Below are 21681 nucleotides of genomic sequence, written 5' to 3' on the forward strand. Positions count from 1 at the left end.
TGTCAAATTTTTTTATATGGAGTACAAATTACGTACTCCAAATTGCTGTCCTTTTAATCGTTATTCAATACCAACAAGTTCAGTTCATTGCTTGAACATGTTGCCATATATAGCGTATTTATGTTGCCCGACGCTAGCTTTATCTCTGAATCAACAGTTTATTTGCTTTTTGATATCCACGTGGTAAGAGGTGTCCTTTTGAAGCACGTTTACCCATGTATTTTTGTAGATCATCACCTTTTAGTTTTAGATGTTGTTGACCTGCAACCACCTGAATTATTTCATCTAAGTTCAGGGTTGTCATGGATAAAATCTGCTCTTTTGCTTCAAGTTGTATCAACTTATTACCTTTACCCTTATTTAAATTTGGTAGTTCTGCCAAATCAATAATTAAGAGTCGACCTGCTGAGCTGAGCACAGCTAAATGTGTCATGTTTTGGGCAGATACTAACGGCAAAGCTTTTGATTTTTCAGGAACCGACAAGAATGTCTTTCCTGCTTTGGCATTAGTATCTAGCTGTTTGGTTTGAGTTTTGAATCCATAACCTGATGAGCTAGCAGCAATAAGTTCTGAATCTTCATCATCTAAATAGACCTGAATAAACGCGACTCCACTTGCAGGAGCAAGTTTCGAACTTAATGGCTCGCCTAAACCTCTTGCTGATGGCAGACTGCTAATAGGCAAGGCGTAACTACGCCCTGTCTCATCAAGAAAATAAATTCGTTGATTGGTTTTACCCACCGCATGACTTAAATATTGGTCACCAGCACGATAGTTTAAATTCTCTGCATCAACATCTGCACCTTTTGCAGCACGAATCCATCCTGCTTCAGATAAAACCACCGTTACTGCTTCAGCTGGCATTAAATCTTGTTCTTTAATCTGAACAGCTTCAGCACGCGCCACGATTGGAGAACGGCGCTCGTCACCAAACTTTTTCGCATCTTCCTTTAATTCACCAATAATCAGATTTTTTAAAGATTCTGGATTTTCGAGTTGTTCACGAATAATCGCTGCTTTTGCGGAGAGTTCATCCTGCTCTTGACGGATTTCCATCTCTTCAAGTTTTGCTAAATGACGTAACTTGAGTTCTAAAATTGCTTCTGCCTGTATCTCATCAATTTTGAAATGTTCCATCAGTACAGGTTTTGGCTGATCTTCTTCACGAATAATACGAATAACTGTATCAATATCGAGATAAGCAATTAAAAGACCTGCCAAAATATGTAGGCGTTTTTCAATTCGGTTTAAATGATATTCCAAACGGCGAGTAACCGTTTTTTTACGGATTTCAATCCACTCAAGTAAGATACGTCGAATCGACTTAACCTGAGGACGACCATCTTCACCAATCATGTTTAAATTAACACGATAACTCGATTCTAAATCCGTAGTTGCAAATAGGTGGCTCATCACTGCTTCAGCATCAATACGATTAGAACGAAGTACAATCACTAATCGTGTTGGGTTGGCATGATCTGACTCATCACGCACATCCACCACTAGAGGCAGCTTTTTAGCCTGCATTTGATCGGCAATTTGAGTAATTACCTTCGAGCCCGATACTTGATACGGTAATTCCGTAATCACGATTTCATTTTTTTCAATAGTGTAAACCGCTCGCATGCGGTAACTACCACGCCCCGTAGTCTGGATTTTGAGTAATTCTTCTGGCGGAGTAATAATTTCAGCTTTTGTTGGTAAATCCGGCGCTGGAATATATTCAGCTAATTTCTCGTCTGATGTTTGCGGGTTACGAATTAAGGCAATTGTCCCTTTAATCACTTCACGTAAATTATGTGGCGGAATATCGGTCGCCATACCAACCGCAATACCAGTTGTACCATTAAGCAAAATGTTAGGAACTCGTGCCGGCAAGGTAATTGGTTCTTTTAAAGAACCATCAAAGTTATCTTGCCATTCACTCGTACCTTGCCCTAACTCACTTAGCAATAATTCACTGTAGGCAGAAAGTTTTGCCTCGGTATAACGCATCGCTGCAAACGATTTAGGGTCATCTGGTGAACCCCAGTTCCCTTGACCTTCAATTAGAGGATAGCGATAACTAAATGGCTGAGCCATCAATACCATGGCTTCATAACATGCCGAATCACCATGCGGATGGTATTTACCAAGTACGTCACCCACAGTACGAGCCGATTTTTTTGGCTTACCACTGCTTTTTAAGCCCAACTCGCTCATGGCGTAGACAATACGGCGCTGTACAGGCTTTAAGCCATCACTGATATGTGGCAATGCACGATCCATGATGACGTACATGGCATAATTCAGGTAAGCCTGTTCAGTAAATTCGGCTACAGAGCGGTTTTCTGTCGCTTGATGCGCAAGGCTGGTCATAGTCAGCTTATCTTCCAAATCAGTCGTTATTTTAAGTGAGTCTTATGCTAAGTGGGCTATGTTACAGACACAAGAGGGACTCTGTCACCTGAGCGTCAAATTATGTCTCATCTCTCTATATTTTTAGTTACTTGCTATAAAGTTAGGCAAACTAGAGGCCTATCGATTCTAGTCTTTTACCTTGGGTTTCTTCACCTAATATTAAAATTACAGCTGCAACCAAAAGTAAAACAATAGTAAACATCATAAAAACATGGCTAAACCCATTCTTGGAAACCATCATATGAGTGACGACTATCGGTGCCAAAATTCCACCTAAACGCCCCATTGCCGATGCCCAGCCTGAACCAAAAGCCCGAATGTTGGCTGGATATTGCTCTGGTGTATAGGTATATAACACGCCCCACGCACCCAAATTAAAGAATGACATGAGACAGCCCCAAAACATAATGCTATTTACACTATCGGCTTGTCCAAAGAAATATGCAGACAAGGCACAAAAACCGATAAACGCAGCGAGCGTAATTTTTCTACCTAAACGCTCTACAAACCATGCTGCTGCTAAGTAACCCGGTAGCTGAGCCAAAATCATAAGCAACACATATTCAAATGATTTGACAATATCATAGCCCTGTTTCACTAATAAACTTGGTAGCCATGTAAAGATGCCATAGTAGGAATACACAATTCCAAACCAGATCAGCCAAAGCATTAAGCTTCTACGAGCAAATTGACCACTCCAAAGTTGTTTAAAAGAGACTTTTTGTCGCATGGCTACAGGCACGACTTCAATGTGGTGAACAATTTGAACGCCTGCTTGAGCTTCTAATTTTTGAACTAAGACGTGTGCTTCTTCAACACGTCCACGGTTAATCAAGTAAGGTATCGATTCAGGGAGTTTTTTCCAAATTACTAAAATATAAATCAGTGGGAGGCCACCCATAAGAAAGGCAATATGCCAACCAAATTTAGGAATAATAAAATAAGAAATGAGTGCAGCAACTAACCAGCCCAACCCCCAAAAACTTTCGAGTAGTACGATAAAACGGCCACGTACATGTGCAGGTATATATTCACTCACCAATGTCACTGCAACGGGTAACTGTCCACCAAGTCCAAGACCAACAATAAAACGAAAAATTAGTAACCACTTTAAGTCTGGAGCAAAAGCACATAAGGCAGTCGCAATGCTATAGATCGCCATGGTAACAGCAAATATTGTCTTACGGCCAAAGCGGTCTGCTAACGCCCCTGAGCAAACAGCACCAATAGCCATTCCTACAAAACCAATACTCACAATCCAACCGCTTTCGGCTGGTGTTAATGCCCAGTCTTTAACAAGCGTTGTCATGATAAAAGCAATGATACCAGTGTCCATCGCATCAAACATCCAACCTAAACCAACCACCCACAATAGTGTGTAGTGAAATTTGCCAATTGGAAGATTTTGTATACGTGAAACCAGATCCATAGGAAAAACTCTACTGGAAAAATAAGTGAGCAAGACAATATATTTAATTGTTATATCATGCCCACATCGAATTCTGCATGATTAATGTTCGTCGGTTGAAGAAGCCGATTCTGCATCATCATCTTTATAAATAAATTTAGGCATTTCTAAGCCAAAATAAATTGCAATCAGACGTAAGGTAAAACCAAAAACCAAGGTTGAAATGACAGTTAGCTCTAAACTTAATCCTAAATCCTGACAGACCCAGTAACAGATGACTGCCACAAAAGAGATACTCGCATAGAGTTCACGACGAAAAACGAATGGGACATCGTTACATAAAATATCACGTAAAATACCGCCAGATACTCCAGTCAACACCCCAGCTACTGCTGATACGACAAAACCATGTCCCATTTGTAGGGCGATCTGGCAACCAATAATTGTAAAACCAATCAAGCCTAAAGCATCAAGTACTAAAAAGATGTTATGTAGATGACGCATCCATTTGGCAATAATAATCGTGACAAATGCAGCACAGCAGGTCAGAACCAAATATTCTGGATGTTTTACCCAAGTTAAAGGATAGTGACCAAGCAATACATCTCGCACAGAACCACCACCTAAAGCAGTTACACAGGCAATCAGTACGACACCGAACCAGTCCATACTCCGTCGACCAGCAGATAATGCACCTGTCATGGCTTCCGCAGTAATCGCAATAATATAAATAACGGTGAGTAACATCGCCCTTTCCCTCAGGCCAAACAGTGGGCGTATTTTAAGATAAACTTAGAGAAATTGTGCACAGCATTGCTTAAATTTTTTTCCTGAACCACATATACAAGGTTGTTTCATCGTGACCTTCATATCAACCGTTGGGTCGAGGAAAAACCATTTTTGCTGGTGATAAACAAAATGTGAAACCTCATGATGAATTTGGGCTTTTTGTCCATCATGATAATGAGCCTTGAACTCAACCTGTGCATGGGTTTTATCTAATTTTTCGTTGGCGTTAACCACCTCTAAACCCAACCATTGATTTTGTTTGCTCCACTCTGCGATAGCATCTTTATCAAGTGCTGTTTGCTGCCCTAAAGCAGTCGTTTGCACAATATAATCAATTTGCTGTAATGCGAAAGCGCTATAACGTGAACGCATAAGCTGCTCTGCCGTTAGTGCTTTGGCTGTGCCTAAATGCAAAGGCTCACAACACTGTGTATAGCTGCCTTTTCCACATGGACAAGTTTGTTGGGTCATTTAGTGCTTCTCAAATAAAAAATAGCTCAGAGTTGAGCTATTTTATGATGTTTCTAGACTTAAAAGATCATTTAATCTTTTGATTCATCTTGTTCGATAGAAACAATATGAACTTTTTCAATTTTATGACCTTCCATGGTAATCACTTCAAAGCGATAACCATCCGCCTCAACAGCTTCACCATTTTCCGGTAAACGGCCTAAATGGAACAACAAATAGCCAGACAAAGTTGAATACTGTTCACTTTCGTCAACGAGATCACGACCTAATAAAAGTGATACGTGGCGAATGTCAGTCGAACCTTCAAGCATTAATGAACCATCTGCCAAGCTTTCAGCAGCAGCGTCTAACTCATCTTCATCAGGGAATTCACCAGCAATTGCTTCTAAAATATCAATTGGTGTTGCGATACCTTCGATGGAACCATATTCATTTAATACGATCGCCATTTGCAAAGGTGCTTGACGCAATTGCTCCATCACCATAAGCACTTGAGCATTTTCATGCACAATCACAGGTTCACGTAGATGCTTTTGGAAATCAATTACCCCTGTTTCAATAAAGTTGTTTAAAACTTTATGCGTAAGCGCAATACCCTCAATATTATCAAGTTCACCGCGTGCAACGATCAAACGAGAATGTGTCATCGACATTAAACGTTCTTTTAAAACTTCAGGCTCATCGTCTAAGTCAATCCACTCAAGTTCAGGGCGTGGAGTCATAACAGACTTTACAGGGCGCTCTGATAAACCAAGCACACCTTGTACAAGCACACTGTGATAAGCGCCATTTTCTTCGTCAAAAACCTCATCTGCAAAAGCTTGCGTCGCCAATACATCTTCTTTATCAGAAGATTGAGTATCTGAAGAACCACTGTTTTTGCTGCCTAACATACGTAAAACCGCAGAGGCAGTGCGATAACGCAAGTCTGTGGTTGTAACTAGCTTTTCCTGATTGCGACGCATGCTCTGATTGATAACTTCCACCAAAACTGAGAAGCCAATTGCAGCATATAAGTAGCCCTTCGGAATATGGAAACCAAAACCTTCCACGACCAAAGAGAAACCGATCATCATCAAGAAGCCAAGACATAGAATGACAACTGTTGGATGTTTATTGACAAAGTCCATGAGGGGTTTGGATGCCCACAACATGATACCGACCGCAATAACAACCGCAACCATCATCACTGACAGCTCTTTCACCATACCAACAGCTGTAATCACACTGTCTAATGAGAATACGGCATCCAGTACAACAATCTGGACAATAACCATCCAGAACGCTGCATGAACAGGATTATCTTCTTTATGGAGTTGTTTTCCTTCCATTCGTTCATGCAATTCCATGGTGCCTTTAAATAATAAGAACACACCACCGAACAACAAGATCAAATCACGACCAGAAAATGGATGATCAAAAATATGGAAGAGTGGCTCAGTCAGTGTCACGACCCAAGCAATCGAGGCTAAGAGTACAAGACGCATTCCTAACGCGAGCACCAAACCGATTATACGGGCTTTAGCTCGTTGCTCTGGCGGTAATTTCTCAGCCAAAATCGCGATAAAAACGAGGTTATCGATCCCCAATACAATTTCAAGAACGATTAAAGTTGCTAAACCCACCCACGCAGACGGATCAGACATCCATTCAAAGATCATCGATCCTGCTCCTGTGTTGTTTGAATTTTATCTTTATTTGGCAACACAACAGGCGCGCCTTCACAAAGTGAGGAAAATGTTTTTTTAAGACAAGAAATTAAAACGGAGCGACTACAACCACTACCCATATTTGTTCATATGTTGTTAAACGAATTTTTAGTATAGGCAAGATTTAACATAAATTCATCATTTTTATTTGTTCATGATTAGCATTCACCAAACCCATACAAAACATGACTCTTTCTTATAAATCTGCTTATAAAGTTGTCATATCTTTTGCTTAGTGTAGACAAGAAATATGAACGTGATAAGGTGAAAATAAAGCAATGAATAGCGTATTAACAATGGCAGTAAATGATTCACCAATAACAGCTGTAAAAACAAAACAACCTCTTATTGCATTATATTGTGGTTCACGTGCAGGAAATAATCCAATTTACCGAGAAAAAGCAATTGAACTTGCTCATGGAATTGCTGACCAAGGTTTTGGTTTAGTCTACGGCGGTGCCAGTATCGGCTTAATGGGACAAGTCGCAGATAGCGTTCTCGCAAACGGCGGAGAGGCTGTCGGTGTAATCCCTGAATTTATGCTTGATTATGAAGTCGCACATGCAGGTCTAACTGAATTACATGTGGTCGAAACTATGCACGAACGTAAAGCCATGATGGCAGAACGCGCGAGTGCATTCATTGCATTACCAGGTGGTTTAGGGACATTTGAAGAAATATTGGAAATTGCTACTTGGGGCCAACTCAACCAACACCAAAAGCCCATGATTTTATATAACGTAAATGGCTTTTATAATGCATTAATTGCCCAATTGGACCATGCAGTACAAGAAGGTTTCCTCCCCCTTCAGCACCGAGCTAAATTAATTGTCTGTGATGATGTTGACCAAATTTATAACGTCATTAAAAACTTAAAAATGCCAAAAAGATTTGTTGTCTAGTTGTCCACCTACTCTATTTAAAAAGCGGTTCTGCCGCTTTTTTTATTTTAACTATTTTCACCTCTGCCTTCAAAAGAACTTAGATTTAGTAAAGGGGTATTCAACATTGGCTTACTTCTTTTAAATTCAATTTGTTTTACACTAGACCAAAACGTTAATTTTCAAATGTTATGAATGCCACGCCGACACACCAAGCTTTGCAACCTGAATATCGACTACTCGTTCTTTTGGTTTCTATTGGCTTTTTTATGCAGGCCTTGGACACAACCATTGTAAATACTGCTATTCCTGCGATGGCTCATCATCTAAATGAAGATCCTTTACGCATGCATAGTGTAGTGGTGGCCTATGTATTATCGGTTGCTGCCTGCATTCCTCTAAGTGGATGGTTAGCAGACCGCTTTGGTGTTAGAAATATTTTCTTGTCGGCAATCGTAATCTTTACTCTGGCTTCTTTAGGTTGTGGTCTTTCTCAGAGTCTCAATGAGCTGTTATTTTTCCGAGTCATCCAAGGCATAGGCGGCGCCTTACTACTTCCTGTTGGCCGATTATCACTTTTAAAAATTATTCCTCGAACTCAGTTCTTAGCTGCAATGAGCTTAATGAGCCTTGCAGGTTTACTCGGGCCTTTGGCTGGTCCAACTTTGGGCGGATGGTTGGTTGAAGTTGCAACTTGGCACTGGATTTTTCTCATCAATATTCCTATGGGCATACTTGGCATATTAATGACATTGAAAGTCATGCCAAATGTAAAGGAACCCTCAGTCAAAACATTTGATTTGGGTGGCTTCATCTTGTTAGTTGTAGCCATGATCGGATGGTCTTTAGGGATCGAACATCTAGCCTCACCTGAATATTCAAAATGGTTTAGTATTTCGCTATTAGTCGTCGGAATAATCGCAACGCTTTGGTATGCCTATCATTCACATACTCATCAAAATGCATTATTTCGTAGCCGACTCTTTAGAAACAAAATTTATGCGATTGGTATTTTAGGTAATTTCTTTGCTCGCTTTGGTGGTAATGCTTTGCCTTTTGTTTTACCACTCATGCTACAGGTCGCTTTTGGTTTTGAACCCTTTATTGCAGGTTTAATGATGATTCCATTGGTCTTGGGCTCATTATTTTCAAAGCCAATTGTCAGACCTATTATTCAAAAAATTGGCTATCGACGTTTTTTACTCATTAACACAACATTAGTTGGGCTATGTATTGCCTCTTTTGCAATCATGACCGTCGATACTCCAACATGGTTTAGAGCCTTACACTTTTTCTTGTTTGGCACATTAAATTCACTGCAATTTGTTGGCATGAATACATTAACCTTGAAAGACTTGCCTCAACAAGATGCAAGTAGCGGTAATAGTTTCCTATCGATGATCATGATGCTATCAATGAGTATTGGTGTAGCACTAGCAGGTACCCTCATTAATATCTTTACTCAATATTATGGTGCAGACCACGTGACAACAGCGTTTCATGTCACTCTCATTTGTCTCGGTTGTATCAATGTCATTACTGCTTTTATTTTCTGGCAAATTCCAAAGGATGCGTCTGTATAAGCGGTTGCATTTTTAGCATAGTTTCTCGCTCGCGAATCACGCTATGATGTCGACTTCAAATTTTAACGAGTTTTGAATGAGCAAACTGGCTAAAACTTTTTTCACATCACGGCACAATACCCTAATCGGAATTGGCTTAGCTTGTGTTATGGGAGTCTTAGCTTATTTTGGTCTGTTCTATCAACAAAAAGCCGTTGCGCAGGATTATCCGGTGCAAGGGTTCGATGTTTCTCATCATCAAGGTGATGTTAACTGGAAAAAAATATCACCGAAAAAATTCCAATTCGTCTATTTAAAAGCGACCGAAGGTGGTGATTACAAAGATTCAAAATTTCAGGAAAATTGGCTCAAGGCACGTGAACATGGGTTTCATGTAGGTGCTTATCACTTTTATCGTCTATGCCGTGATGGTAAAACGCAAGCTAATAACTTTATTGCGACTGTACCCAACAAAGCCGATGCCCTTCCTCCTGTTATCGATCTAGAATATGACGGTAACTGTATTAATGCGCACACCAAAGAACAATTACTTAAAGAAATAGGCATCATGCATGACCGCTTAAAACAGCACTATGGCAAACAGCCTATCTTTTATATTTCCAAAACTTTTTACCATATTGTATTAATAGGAAGTTTCCCTAATACACCACTTTGGGTCAGAGATTACGAAGGAAAACCTGAGCTGAAAGACAAAAGAAAATGGCTCTTTTGGCAGCATAGTAATCAGGGTAAAATTGAAGGAATCACAAAGTCTGTAGATCTCAATGTTTATGAGGGTTCAGTCAAAGAGTGGCATCAATTTTTACAGCAGCAAGGCATCGTGAAAGCACAATAATATGCGCAAAATCATTCATATCGATATGGATGCCTTTTATGCATCGGTCGAATTGCGAGAGCGTCCTGATCTAAAGCATCTTCCTGTCGTTATATCTTCGCATCATCCGCGCGCTGTAATTGCTGCGGCCTCCTACCCTGCCCGTGAATTTGGTTTGCGTTCTGCTATGTCGATGAGTCAGGCAAGAAAATTATGTCCTCAAGTTGTCATTATTGAACCAAATTTTGAAAAATACCGTACGGTCTCTGCTCAAATTCACTCGATCTTTCAGCAATATACGCTACTTATTGAGCCTTTATCTTTAGATGAAGCTTATATGGATGTCACTGAAAATCTAAAACAGATTGCGAGTGCAACTGAAGTTGCTATGCACATTCGAGAAGATATTTTTAGATTAACTGGGCTTACTGCATCAGCAGGTGTGGCACCAAATAAGTTTTTGGCAAAAATTGCTTCGGATTGGAACAAACCTAATGGCTTATGTGTAATCAAACCTTCGCAAGTTGCTACTTTTATTCAAGACCTTCCACTTAAAAAGATTCCTGGTGTGGGTAAAGTCACTCAGGAAAAATTACAACAGCTTCAGCTACATACCTTAGGTGATTTACAGAAAGTTGAAGAAGCTGTTTTAGTTCATCACTTTGGTAAATATGGACAACAACTCTATCTATATGCTCAGGGCATTGACCATAGACCTGTTCAAGCTGAAAGAGCTCGCCAACAAATTTCGAAAGAGACAACTTTTGACAGTGATTTTACTTTGGCTCAATGCCAGCCCTATTGGCAGGGATTAGCCGAAAAAGTATGGCAAACACTAGAGAGAAAACAGCTCAATGCACGTGGTGTGAATATCAAACTTAAGCTCAAGAATTTTCAAACTTTACAACATAGTAAAAGCTTTAAAAGGCCTATCCAGTCACTACAAGACTTAATTCAAGTTTTATTTTTATTATTAAATGAAATGCAGATTCCCGAACATTTCCAGTTTCGCCTGATTGGTATAGGCGTTTATCAATTACAGACACAAGCGGACGACTTCCAGCTTAACCTTTGGTAATTGACTACTTTTCACCCAAAAGAGCAAACTTTAAACAAAATAGACTCCCTTTTACTGAAACTTTAGAGTAACCTAATCAACGCATATTCATTACCCATGTATTTGCAACATGCCAGAGCAACCTTTACTTTCGGCATATCGTCCTGTGATTGGCGTGACGACCAAATCCGAATATTGCAGGGCTCTTCTGATACATGGCTTAGATATCCCTTCATCACAATAATCTACTGAAATTCTTTTCGACTTGCTTGCACCGACCTAGCAACTCTTCATAAAATCAAAACTATTAAATAAAACCACATTAGAGCATTTTATGACGGTAAAGCGTTTACACGTTACTTCACGCTACTGCGAAGTTGCGACTTCAGGTAATTTGGTACACTTAGCTGGGCAACTCGCAGATGATACAAGCGTAGATGTTACAGGACAGACTCAACAAACTTTAGATAATATTGACCGCCTATTGGCAGAAGCTGGCACAGATAAAACCCATATCCTTTCTGTCATGATTTTTTTAAAAGATATTGAAAAAGATTATGCAGCAATGAATGCGGTTTGGGATGCATGGATTAGCGAAGGGCACCCACCAGCACGTACATGTGTAGAATCAAAACTCTATGCACCAGACGTGCTTGTAGAAATGACGGTTGTTGCGGTCCTTCCATAATTTTCATTGATTTTAATCAATAAAAACTGAGCAATATTGATTAGGATAGTGCTCTGTTTTTTATGTTTTTTAGAAGTTTTAATTTCAGCATTTTATTCAAATCTTCTTTAATGAGTCCTAAAATTAAATTGCTATGACATCTAGGTATAGCGTCTAAGACTTCACAAAAGCGTTTGACATTCTTTCTAGCTGCGGTGTCGCATGTAAAGTTGCCAGCTCTGATTCAGGACTCAATAAATCTCTTCTTAAGTCATGATAATCAGGCACACCGCTATAATGCAACACACGATAGCCAGCCAGTTGTAATAAACGACGTTCATATTGTTGATGCGCTCGGCGTAAACCGTTTTCCCCCAGAACAACGACTACAACCACCTGATAATTTTGATCAAGTACAACAAAATCAGCTGCCATATTTTGATATTTTCGACGTGTATGCGCATATTTTGTAGTTAATAATGCATCAAAGGATACATGTGCCAATACTGTAAATTTGGGCAAAACTGTTTGTAGTCTGGTTAAGGTCATTTGCTCATGACTAGTTAACACTGCACGGCGCTTTAAAGCACTATCATGTTGATGCCTTCGTGACAGACTTTTCACTGCCATAACAACAACCAGAAATAGTAATAAGATCGTGATTAAATAATACATGGGTCTAATCCTTTAAGTTTTTTATAATGATTTTGCTAGATCACACTTTGTTTTAATTGATAACGACACAGCCGTTTTTTAAAAGGTTCACTTAGTAATTTCACTTGTAGTTATCAAGCTTGGCTTAAATTTAGCCACCCTCACATTATTTATAATCATAGAGTCAACAACAATCAAGTGCAGCTCGTCAGATTTTAGCTATTTCTCATTATTCGTTACGTTTTTTGTACTTTAAATCCTAAAAAATCTCATTATACGATTTAAATAGTGTCATAAAAAACAAAACAGGCTCTATTTAAGAGCCTGTTTTATCATTATCCACGTGCTTTTGACTTTGGTTTACTTTTCCCACCAAACGGTCTCTTCTCACCTGTTTCACGAGGAGGCAAACCATTATGTTGCGTTAGAACCTGTCCTTTTTGTGGACGCTTCTGATTCGAATGATTATTCGTTTGCTGGTTATTTCGTTTAACCGAATCACCTGCTGTAGACGAATTTTTCTTACGAGCAGACTTATATTCCCCTTCTGTGCCTTTTGGCTGATAAGTCGGAATTAAATGCTGCTTCGAATTACCAATTAAATCTGCACGCCCCATCTCTTTTAAGGCCTCACGAAGTAATGGCCAGTTGTTTGGATCATGATAACGCAAGAAAGCTTTATGCAGACGACGGCGTTTTTCACCTTTTACAATATCAACTTTTTCAGTATAGCGAGCTACTTTAGCAAGCGGGTTTTTACCCGAATAATACATGGTTGTTGCAGTTGCCATTGGCGACGGATAGAAAGTCTGTACCTGATCGGCACGGAAACCATTCTTTTTCAACCAAATTGCAAGGTGCATCATGTCATAATCTGAAGTACCCGGATGCGCAGCAATAAAGTAAGGAATTAAATATTGCTCTTTTCCTGCTTCTTTACTGAAACGGTCAAACATTTGTTTGAAACGATCATACGTACCAATACCCGGTTTCATCATCTTAGATAACGGGCCTTGTTCGGTATGTTCAGGAGCAATTTTTAAATAACCACCAACATGGTGTTGTACTAACTCTTTTACATATTCTGGGTTGAGTACCGCAAGGTCATAGCGCAGACCAGAACCAATTAGAATCTTCTTCACACCTTTAATAGCGCGCGCTTTACGGTAAAGCTGTACTAAAGGCGCGTGATCGGTATGTAAGTTTTGACAAACACCCGGATAAACACAAGAAGGTTTACGACAGTTTTTCTCAATTTCAGGATCTTTACAGTGCAAACGGTACATGTTTGCTGTTGGGCCACCTAAATCTGAAATAATGCCTGTGAAGTTTGGTGCCGTATCACGGATTTTTTCAATCTCACGTAAGATCGAATCTTCCGAACGGTTTTGAATAATACGACCTTCATGTTCTGTAATCGAACAGAACGTACAGCCGCCAAAACAGCCACGCATAATGTTGACCGAGAATTTGATCATATCAAATGCAGGGAAACGCGCATCACCATAAGTAGGATGTGGCAAACGTGCATAAGGTAAATCAAACACATAGTCCATTTCCTCAGTAGTTAGAGGAATTGGAGGTGGGTTAATCCACACATCACGCTCACCATGGCGTTGCACCAACGCACGGGCATTACCAGGGTTGGTTTCAAGGTGCAAAATACGGTTTGCATGCGCATAAAGCACTTGGTCATTCGCCACTTCTTCAAAAGAAGGTAAGCGAATAACCGCCAACTCTCGTGGTGGTAATTTGTGTTTAATTGCTTTTGATGGTGCTGGCTTTAATTGAACGATTTGAGTGTCATCATCGAGTTTGTCGCCTTCACGCACAATCGGATTCGCAACAATCTCTTTTTGGAAATTTTGATACTGAGCTAAAGAGTTACCCTTTTCTTTTTCAACCTCACAGCCATCAATATCTTCTGTCATGACATATGGGTTAATAATTGGGTCAACACGCCCAACTGTATCTACATCATTACTCGCAACTTCAACAAACTTTGCTTTTGATGCTTTGTTATGTTTATTAATAATAAATGCGGTACCACGAACATCAGTAATCTCGTGGATTTTTTCACCTTTAGCCAAACGATGCATTACATCAATAATGGCACGCTCACCATTACCGTACATGAGCAAATCGGCTTTTGAGTCCATCAAAATCGAGCGACGAACTTTATCTGACCAATAATCGTAGTGCGCAATACGACGTAAACTGCCTTCAATACCACCCAATAACACAGGTACATCAGGGAATGCTTCTCGACAACGTTGGCAATAAACTGTTGCTGCTCGGTCAGGACGTTTATTTGGTTCATTATTTGGAGAATAAGCATCATCCGAACGGATTTTACGATCTGCCGTATAACGGTTAATCATCGAATCCATATTGCCTGCGGTTACCCCCCAAGCAATCGTTGGCTTACCTAAAACGCGGAAGCTTTCAACATTAGTCCAGTCTGGCTGTGCAATAATTCCGACACGGAAACCTTGTGCCTCAAGCACACGTCCAATCACACCTGATACAAACGATGGATGGTCGATATAAGCATCGCCACAAACCAAAATAAAGTCACACGCATCCCAGCCGAGTTGGTCCATTTCTTCTCGTGACATCGGCAAAAATGGCGCTGGTTCAAAACACGACGCCCAATATTTGTCGTAATCAAACAACGCTTTTGGCGCAGTTTGCATGGTGTAGGCAGTAGACATGGCTTGCGAATCTCGGCTAGCAGATGAAGGAGAGACATCTAAAGATGAAAGCCGATCATTTTAACATGAATTTCATTCATTTTCCCTGTTTATAAAACATGCGAAAACAACAATATAGAAATTAATTTGATTAAAGTTTATTCAATATTTTATTCTTGCAATAAATACGGCGGAACAAAATCCGCCGCAGTTTTAATTTTTATTTATAGAGCTTAGAACAAAGCTTTTGGCAAACGAATCTGAATAATCTCGTTATCGTCAGCCAGTTTTGCGTTACGTCCTGTCGAACCAGGGAAGTTATTATCATTGAAAACGGTAAGCGTTGTGCCATTTTCAATAATCACATCTTCAATGGTTTCAAATGGAAAAGCAAAAACCTGTCCCGTACCAATATCCCCTGCTCTAGCTGCGCCATACAGCATATTCGGGTTAGCAATTTTAATTAAATCGACTAAATCTTCACGGCTTACTAGCTGGCCTGACTCATTCAATTTAATACGAATTAATTTTTTATAGCCGCCTAAATTATTCTGCGTTGCATCACGTTCAATAATAATGCCTTCCTTATCATTAAAGAGTTGGAAGTCACCAATATTGGTTGCCTTGCTGTCTAGCTGGAACCAATAATATTTCCCTGTATACGCTTTTTTCTTCACATCAAATTGAGAAATCAATAATTGTCTTTCCGTTTCTCGAATTGACTTAATTGGCTTTTCTATAAGTGGGTAAAGATACTGTCCATCTGGTGAAATTGCCATTCCTTCAAAACCACCACTTTGCTGAACTAGAGGTTCTACAAAATTAATTTGCGCTTTATTAAATTGATTTTGTGGTGAACGTAATTCTTGAGTCGGATTTAACGGATTTGGCAGAGCAATCGGCGCATCTAATAACACGCCATCTGCTGAAAAATGAAGTAAATAAGGTCCAAACTCATCTCCAATCCAGTAGGTCCCGTCACTAGTACGTTGCATTGATTCTGGATCAAAATCAGCACCCGTTAATAAACGCTCAGCTGTATCACCATTCACGATATTAAATGGAATTAATTTATTCGGATCACGCAGTTGGATAAAGCTTTGTACAGTAACTTGGCTCGTGCCTTTAGCTTTAGTTTTGAAATCCGGCTTTATTTTATAAATACGAAGTAAAAAGTCTGCTGAATTATCTTGAGTTCCAAAACCGTTATCGGCCATTGCCATATAACTGCCATCTTCATTTTTTAATGCAGCAGAAAAGCCTTGTACAGGTTGACCTTTAAATGGAGGATAAATTCCATTTGCACCTTTCACATATGCACCAGAGTCTGGACCAGCAGCATAAGTTTCTACAGGTAATTTAGCAAAAGAAATTAAGGTTGGTTCGGTAACGTTTTCAGTAGGTGAAGTTTGTTCTTGGTCGTTATCATCATTACATGCCGCCAATCCTAAACTGGCACAGCATAATAATACCGCTAATGTTTTTTTGCTCATGGTTTTATACAGTTGGTAAAAAATTAAGCAAATTTAATCAAGCTTATATGAAGTTTTTACTTCAAAAAGATGAAATCTTTATGGCGAAAATATGACAAGACCAACTATTTAATACAACCTCAAAAATTAGACCTCTTTGCTAAAAACTGCTTAAAGTTTTGTTGGCTGATATTCTCCAGCAATTGCTGCTTTTAAAAATTTTTGGAAAGTTGGACATTCCATATGATTTTCGGCAGGACATACAGCAGCGTGTTCTAATCCTTGGCTGATAAAATGCAATCGCTTTGCCATTTGCTCTAATTGTTGAGCTTTATCTTTTAATTTTTGCCGGTCAAGCTCAGGCTTACCATCTTGCCCAAACATTGTTGCGATTTCATTTAAGGAAAAACCCGCAGCACGACCTAAAGAGATTAATGCCAATTGATCAATGACCTGCTTGCCATATTGTCGACGTAAGCCTTGCCGCCCTATCGATTTAATTAATCCTTTCTCTTCATAAAAGCGTAGCGTTGCAGTTGTGACTTTTGCCTTTTTAGCAACTTCACCAATATCCATAATAGCCTCTTGACTTCAAGTGAACTTGAACTTGCACAATAAATTTATCACGTTTCATACGTATAAAAGCAAGGTGTAAAATGAATATCTCTACGTTGTTCTTTCAAGCTTTATGTCTTGGTATTGGTGCAACTATATTTATGGATATCTGGCTATTAATATTAAAGATGTTCAAAATTCCGACCTTAAATTTTGCCTTCCTCGGCCGCTGGGTTGGTTGGATATTTCAAGGGAAACTCATCCATCAATCTATTGCAAAAAGCCCTCAAATTAAGGGTGAATATTTATTGGGTTGGATTGCTCACTATAGTGTTGGGATTATCTTTGCATTGAGTTTTCTTTTCATGATTGGTTCAACCTGGCTTAGCCAACCTCAGTTTTATTCAGCACTTCTATTTGGTGTAGTCACCGTCCTCATTCCATTTTTTATTATGCAACCTGCGATGGGTAGTGGCTTTGCTTCATCAAAAACACTTCATCCTTTTTTGAACTGTCTAAAAAGTTTGATAAACCATAGTGTTTTTGGTTGTGGCTTATATCTCACTGCAAAACTATTTCAAATTTAAATAAAGAGGAGACTGCTCATGAAAACTGTTGCCATTATTTACCATAGCCGCCAAGGTCACACCCAATTTATTGCTCAGCAAATTCAAACTGGTATTTTGAGCCATAAAAATATGAAAGCAGATTTACTCAATACTGAAGATATTATCAACAGCCCAGAAATTCTCATCCAATATGACGGCTTAATTTGGGGATCCCCCACTTATTTAGGTGGTGTATCTTCCAAGTTAAAACAACTCATGGACGCAACTGGTCCATTATGGAAAAAACAAAGTTTTAAAGGAAAATTAGCGGCTGGATTTACCGTTTCATCTCTTCCTGCTGGTGATAAACAATCGACGTTAATTTCGATTTTCATCTTTTGTATGCAACACGGCATGTTATGGGTCGGTAATCCAATCATGCCTGAACAGCACCAAGGCATTCCTTATACGCAAGCAGCCAATCGTCTCGGTTCATGGTCAGGCTTAATGGCTCAAGCTGAACCTGGCAGTAATGCAGATGGTTTTGATGAAGGAGATATTAAAACTGCTCAACAATTTGGAGAAAATTTTGCATTGACCTTAAATGCTTATCAAGGAATATAAGGCCATGAAAGCACAGAAACTTTTATTCCTCTTAATTTTATCAGGAATGATGTCTTTTATAGTTTCAGGTATTTCAACTTTCAAGGCTGTAGGGCTAAATCATCACTTTGTTTCATTATGGTTATCGGCTTGGATCATTGCATGGATATTAGCTTTCCCAAGTGTATTGATTTGTGCTCCTATAGCCCAGAAATTAGTCGACATCATATTTAAGAAAGTTGAAAAAAATACGCCTGTAAGTTAAAACGTACAAAACTTGCGGTGATTTGCGGATATTCAGCTTTAGTATTTTTTCATAGTATATAAATCATAGAGAGACAGGATGTCTCATTGAAGAAGAATAAGAACGCAGGAAGCGGTAGTTGACAGGAGTTAGCTACATAAAGCTGAATACGAAGAAACCTCGACAGGATGTCGGGGTTTTTTCATTTTAATTATACAAAATTCTTACTTTTTAGATGTGCTGAGCAACAGAACTTATATTGATCTGATAAGTACGGCTGAATACCATCATTTCATTTAAAATTTGATTATTGGTTTTGTATTTTGCTTACCTCATCTTTAGCTCAAGATCATTTTGAACCATCACAATTACAGCGCTTTAGTCTCAAATTTTTTATTATTGCATTGATGACAATAATAACAGGGTGTACAAGCTTAGGACCTAACAGTGGCTCATTTTCTTGGCGCTCTAATAAGCTCTCATCAGGCTTACAAAAAGCTTATTCTGTTCCAGCGAGCACAGCCAATCGGCTATCTCCAATGATTATTCAAAGTGCTGACCAATATAATGTCCCCCCTCTTTTACTCGCAGCAGTGATCAGGCAAGAGTCTAGTTACAATAGTAACGCTCGCTCTCCTACTGGCGCCGTAGGTTTAACTCAAATTATTCCGAGTTATTGGCAACAAACTTGTGCGGGGAATTTATATGATGAAACCACTAATATTCAATGTGGTGCTTATATTTTGAATCACTATTATCAGTCAGCTGATAGTTGGTTCAAGGCAACAGCTTATTATAATGTGGGACCGACTGGATATGAGCGAAGCTTCTGGACACGACACAAAGCAAAAAAATATGCTCGATCTGTGAAACGTCATCAGAAAACTTTAAAAAGTGCTTTATAAATTAAAATCAAATAAAAAAAAGCCCATCTATTAATGGGCTTTTTTATATAGTTAATTTTATTCGTCAAATAAACCTTCAAATAAAACAGAAGATAAATAACGTTCCCCGCTATCAGGAAGAATAACAACTATTGTTTTATCAGCATTTTCAGGACGCTCTGCAATTTTAGCTGCAGCAGCCAATGCAGCTCCACTTGAGATACCTACCAAAATACCTTCTTGAGTTGCACAGTTTCTTGCCCATTGAATTGCTTCTTCACTACTCACTGGTAAGACTTCATCAACCAAATCTAAATCAAGATTTTTTGGAATAAAATTTGCACCAATCCCCTGAATTTTATGAGGTGCAGGCGTAATACTTTCACCATTTTTGGTTTGAGTAATAATTGGAGACTCAGCAGGTTCAACTGCTACTGAGTACAATGGCTTATTTTGGACCTTTTCAAAATAACGAGAAATACCCGTTATCGTACCTCCAGTACCTACGCCAGCAACTAAAATATCAACCTGCCCACCTGTTGCTTGCCAAATTTCTGGGCCAGTTGTGTCCACATGAATTTGTGGATTGGCTGGGTTTTCGAATTGTTGAGGTAAGAAATAAACATCTGGTTGCTCAGTTGCTAATCGTACCGCTTCATCAACCGCACCTTTCATCCCTTTCGCCGGTTCAGTTAGAACTAAATTAGCACCTAAAGCTTTTAATACTTTTCTACGTTCAAGACTCATGCTGGCTGGCATAGTCAAAGTAATTGGATAACCCTTCGCCGCTGCAACAAAAGCCAATGCAATCCCTGTATTACCACTAGTTGGTTCAACAATATGCATGCCTTCTTTCAACACACCTCTTTTTTCTGCATCTGCAATAAGTGCAGCCCCAATACGGCATTTCACAGAAAAGGCAGGATTACGACTTTCTACTTTCGCTAATACAGTTGCACCAGTTTTAATTAAACGGTTGATACGAACTAAAGGCGTATTACCAATAGCTTCTGCATTATTTGAATAAACTGCGATACCTAAATTATTGGGTATTGGGAATTGCTGATCGGTAGACATGTTATATCCTTATTAGATTTGGAATGATTCTGAATCATTATAGGCTTGTGGAATTAGGAGAAAAGCAGCAAAGATAAAAAATTATAAAAAATAAATATTTTTCAATACCTTAAGTATAAACAATAAAAGTAAATGACCCTTTTAACTCAATGCATCATGACCAAAAAATAATGAGTAAACAAGCATTAATCTTCTACTCCTTATTGCTCACCCAGAATTTGCGCTAATCTCTTTTGGTAATTATTCAAAAAATCCTTTGTTACTCGGAAATGTTCTGTTTCTTCATAGCTCACCTGTTCAATTCCCGATTCCGAAAACTGGTAAATTTTTGCATTTGGGTACGCCAAAAGGATAGGGGAATGTGTTGCAATAATAAATTGGGATTGTGCCCGACATAAACGATCTAAGACTGATAGCGTTGTCATCAGCATGGTTGGCGATAAAGCGGCTTCCGGTTCATCCAAAAGATATAAACCTTGTCCTTTTAACTTCATGGTTAATAGCTTTAAAAATCCCTCCCCATGAGAACGGGTATGTATATCTCCACCGTAACCCGCCAGATAATCTATTTCTTTCATATAAGTTGCCACGTTATAAAAACTTTCGGCCCTTAAAAAATAATAGTCCTGAGGCTTTTTATAGCTTTTTATTGTGCGTAGAGATTGATACAAAACAGAACTGGTGGTAGCCGTATTCAGTTGAACATTGCGTGTCCCGCCTTCTTCCGAAAAGCCTAATGCCAGTGCCAACGCTTCGAGAATAGTGGACTTGCCTGAACCATTTTCCCCAACAAAAAATGTAACATCAGGATGAAATTCAATATTTTCCAAATCATTTACTGCTGGAATAACATAGGGATAACTGGCCCAGTCCAAGCCCTCTGGAGCTTTCAGCTTTATGGCTCTGATATAAGGTTTTTCTTCCATAATACTATTAGAAATCTATTTTCATTCTATAGCATAGTGAATTTTGAGTAGCAATAACATGCTTATACAGTTCTCAACGCCTTAATTTGACGCTTTTCTTATCCATAGAAATTCTACTTTGAAACAGTTAAGCCAAGAATAAGCTCTTAAAACATTTTTCTCACGCATAAAAAACACCCCCATTCATTGGAATGGGGGTGTTTAGAATAATGAGCTGGCGATGACTTACTCTCACATGGGTAACC

The 21681-nt window shown here is 39.1% G+C and carries 20 protein-coding genes and 1 pseudogene; 9 read left to right on the plus strand and 12 right to left on the minus strand.

What is annotated here, in order from left to right; genetic code table 11:
- Window positions 1–139: 139 nt before the first annotated feature.
- The 5 genes from parC to KTI79_RS16530 all read right to left on the minus strand — a co-directional run bounded on the left by parC (window position 140) and on the right by KTI79_RS16530 (window position 6730).
- On the minus strand, window positions 140–2359 hold the full coding sequence (parC, locus tag KTI79_RS16510; protein WP_086265372.1) for a DNA topoisomerase IV subunit A: 2220 nt from the start codon (window positions 2357–2359) through the stop codon (window positions 140–142).
- Window positions 2360–2510: 151 nt separating this feature from the next.
- The gene (locus KTI79_RS16515; protein ID WP_086265373.1) at window positions 2511–3830 is read right to left on the minus strand and encodes an MFS transporter; all 1320 of its coding nucleotides are present in this window, start codon (window positions 3828–3830) and stop codon (window positions 2511–2513) included.
- An 81-nt stretch (window positions 3831–3911) separates the two neighbouring features.
- Entirely contained in the window at window positions 3912–4556 is a 645-nt protein-coding gene (locus KTI79_RS16520) for a trimeric intracellular cation channel family protein (RefSeq protein WP_016144082.1), read from the minus strand.
- A 45-nt stretch (window positions 4557–4601) separates the two neighbouring features.
- Complete coding sequence (locus tag KTI79_RS16525) at window positions 4602–5069, minus strand: YchJ family protein (RefSeq protein ID WP_086265374.1); 468 nt, start codon at window positions 5067–5069, stop codon at window positions 4602–4604.
- A 71-nt stretch (window positions 5070–5140) separates the two neighbouring features.
- Entirely contained in the window at window positions 5141–6730 is a 1590-nt protein-coding gene (locus KTI79_RS16530; protein ID WP_086265375.1) for a TerC family protein, read from the minus strand.
- Between the two features lie 326 nt (window positions 6731–7056).
- Between KTI79_RS16530 and KTI79_RS16535 the strand changes: the two genes are divergently transcribed.
- The 4 genes from KTI79_RS16535 (at window position 7057) to dinB (ending at window position 11134) form a co-directional block, all read left to right on the plus strand.
- Window positions 7057–7680 carry a TIGR00730 family Rossman fold protein gene (locus KTI79_RS16535; RefSeq protein WP_032012517.1) on the plus strand — a complete coding sequence of 208 codons (624 nt, stop codon included), beginning with the start codon at window positions 7057–7059 and terminating at the stop codon, window positions 7678–7680.
- Window positions 7681–7850: 170 nt separating this feature from the next.
- Window positions 7851–9242 carry a multidrug transporter subunit MdtD gene (mdtD, locus tag KTI79_RS16540; RefSeq protein ID WP_086265376.1) on the plus strand — a complete coding sequence of 464 codons (1392 nt, stop codon included), beginning with the start codon at window positions 7851–7853 and terminating at the stop codon, window positions 9240–9242.
- Window positions 9243–9318: 76 nt separating this feature from the next.
- The gene (locus KTI79_RS16545; protein ID WP_086265377.1) at window positions 9319–10077 is read left to right on the plus strand and encodes a GH25 family lysozyme; all 759 of its coding nucleotides are present in this window, start codon (window positions 9319–9321) and stop codon (window positions 10075–10077) included.
- Between the two features lies 1 nt (window position 10078).
- Complete coding sequence (gene dinB, locus KTI79_RS16550) at window positions 10079–11134, plus strand: DNA polymerase IV (protein WP_086265378.1); 1056 nt, start codon at window positions 10079–10081, stop codon at window positions 11132–11134.
- A gap of 4 nt (window positions 11135–11138) precedes the next feature.
- Here the strand turns inward: dinB and KTI79_RS16555 are convergent.
- Window positions 11139–11255: pseudogene (locus KTI79_RS16555) on the minus strand (hypothetical protein).
- A 192-nt stretch (window positions 11256–11447) separates the two neighbouring features.
- On the opposite strand from KTI79_RS16555, the gene KTI79_RS16560 reads away from it, so the two are divergent.
- A complete protein-coding gene (locus tag KTI79_RS16560; RefSeq protein ID WP_069122028.1) occupies window positions 11448–11801 on the plus strand; it encodes a RidA family protein in 354 nt (117 codons plus the stop codon).
- A 153-nt stretch (window positions 11802–11954) separates the two neighbouring features.
- Here the strand turns inward: KTI79_RS16560 and KTI79_RS16565 are convergent, their stop codons facing one another.
- The 4 genes from KTI79_RS16565 to KTI79_RS16580 all read right to left on the minus strand — a co-directional run bounded on the left by KTI79_RS16565 (window position 11955) and on the right by KTI79_RS16580 (window position 17175).
- A complete protein-coding gene (locus KTI79_RS16565) occupies window positions 11955–12455 on the minus strand; it encodes a DUF2726 domain-containing protein (RefSeq protein WP_086265379.1) in 501 nt (166 codons plus the stop codon).
- A 314-nt stretch (window positions 12456–12769) separates the two neighbouring features.
- On the minus strand, window positions 12770–15148 hold the full coding sequence (locus tag KTI79_RS16570) for a YgiQ family radical SAM protein (protein ID WP_057077470.1): 2379 nt from the start codon (window positions 15146–15148) through the stop codon (window positions 12770–12772).
- 212 nt (window positions 15149–15360) lie between these two features.
- A complete protein-coding gene (locus KTI79_RS16575) occupies window positions 15361–16620 on the minus strand; it encodes an esterase-like activity of phytase family protein (protein ID WP_086265380.1) in 1260 nt (419 codons plus the stop codon).
- Between the two features lie 150 nt (window positions 16621–16770).
- Window positions 16771–17175, minus strand: coding sequence for a helix-turn-helix domain-containing protein (locus KTI79_RS16580; RefSeq protein WP_086265381.1), 405 nt, complete (start codon window positions 17173–17175; stop codon window positions 16771–16773).
- Window positions 17176–17255: 80 nt separating this feature from the next.
- Here KTI79_RS16580 and KTI79_RS16585 point away from each other — a divergent pair, with 80 nt between their 5' ends.
- From KTI79_RS16585 to KTI79_RS16600, 4 genes are all read left to right on the plus strand, one after another.
- A complete protein-coding gene (locus KTI79_RS16585) occupies window positions 17256–17741 on the plus strand; it encodes a DUF2938 domain-containing protein (protein ID WP_086265382.1) in 486 nt (161 codons plus the stop codon).
- Window positions 17742–17759: 18 nt separating this feature from the next.
- Window positions 17760–18326: a flavodoxin family protein gene (locus KTI79_RS16590; protein ID WP_086265383.1), complete on the plus strand. Its 567-nt coding sequence runs from the start codon at window positions 17760–17762 to the stop codon at window positions 18324–18326.
- Window positions 18327–18330: 4 nt separating this feature from the next.
- Window positions 18331–18570, plus strand: coding sequence for a DUF2798 domain-containing protein (locus tag KTI79_RS16595; protein ID WP_086265391.1), 240 nt, complete (start codon window positions 18331–18333; stop codon window positions 18568–18570).
- A 302-nt stretch (window positions 18571–18872) separates the two neighbouring features.
- Window positions 18873–19454, plus strand: coding sequence for a lytic transglycosylase domain-containing protein (locus tag KTI79_RS16600; RefSeq protein WP_214287907.1), 582 nt, complete (start codon window positions 18873–18875; stop codon window positions 19452–19454).
- Window positions 19455–19511: 57 nt separating this feature from the next.
- On the opposite strand, the gene cysK is transcribed toward KTI79_RS16600, so the two are convergent.
- Together cysK and KTI79_RS16610 are read right to left on the minus strand one after the other, a co-directional pair.
- Window positions 19512–20510 carry a cysteine synthase A gene (cysK, locus tag KTI79_RS16605; RefSeq protein ID WP_086265385.1) on the minus strand — a complete coding sequence of 333 codons (999 nt, stop codon included), beginning with the start codon at window positions 20508–20510 and terminating at the stop codon, window positions 19512–19514.
- A 200-nt stretch (window positions 20511–20710) separates the two neighbouring features.
- Entirely contained in the window at window positions 20711–21436 is a 726-nt protein-coding gene (locus tag KTI79_RS16610) for an AAA family ATPase (protein ID WP_086265386.1), read from the minus strand.
- Window positions 21437–21681 lie beyond the last annotated feature (245 nt).

The sequence above is a fragment of the Acinetobacter sp. WU_MDCI_Abxd143 genome (genome assembly GCF_025514195.1).
GTDB classification, from domain to species: domain Bacteria; phylum Pseudomonadota; class Gammaproteobacteria; order Pseudomonadales; family Moraxellaceae; genus Acinetobacter; species Acinetobacter pittii_H.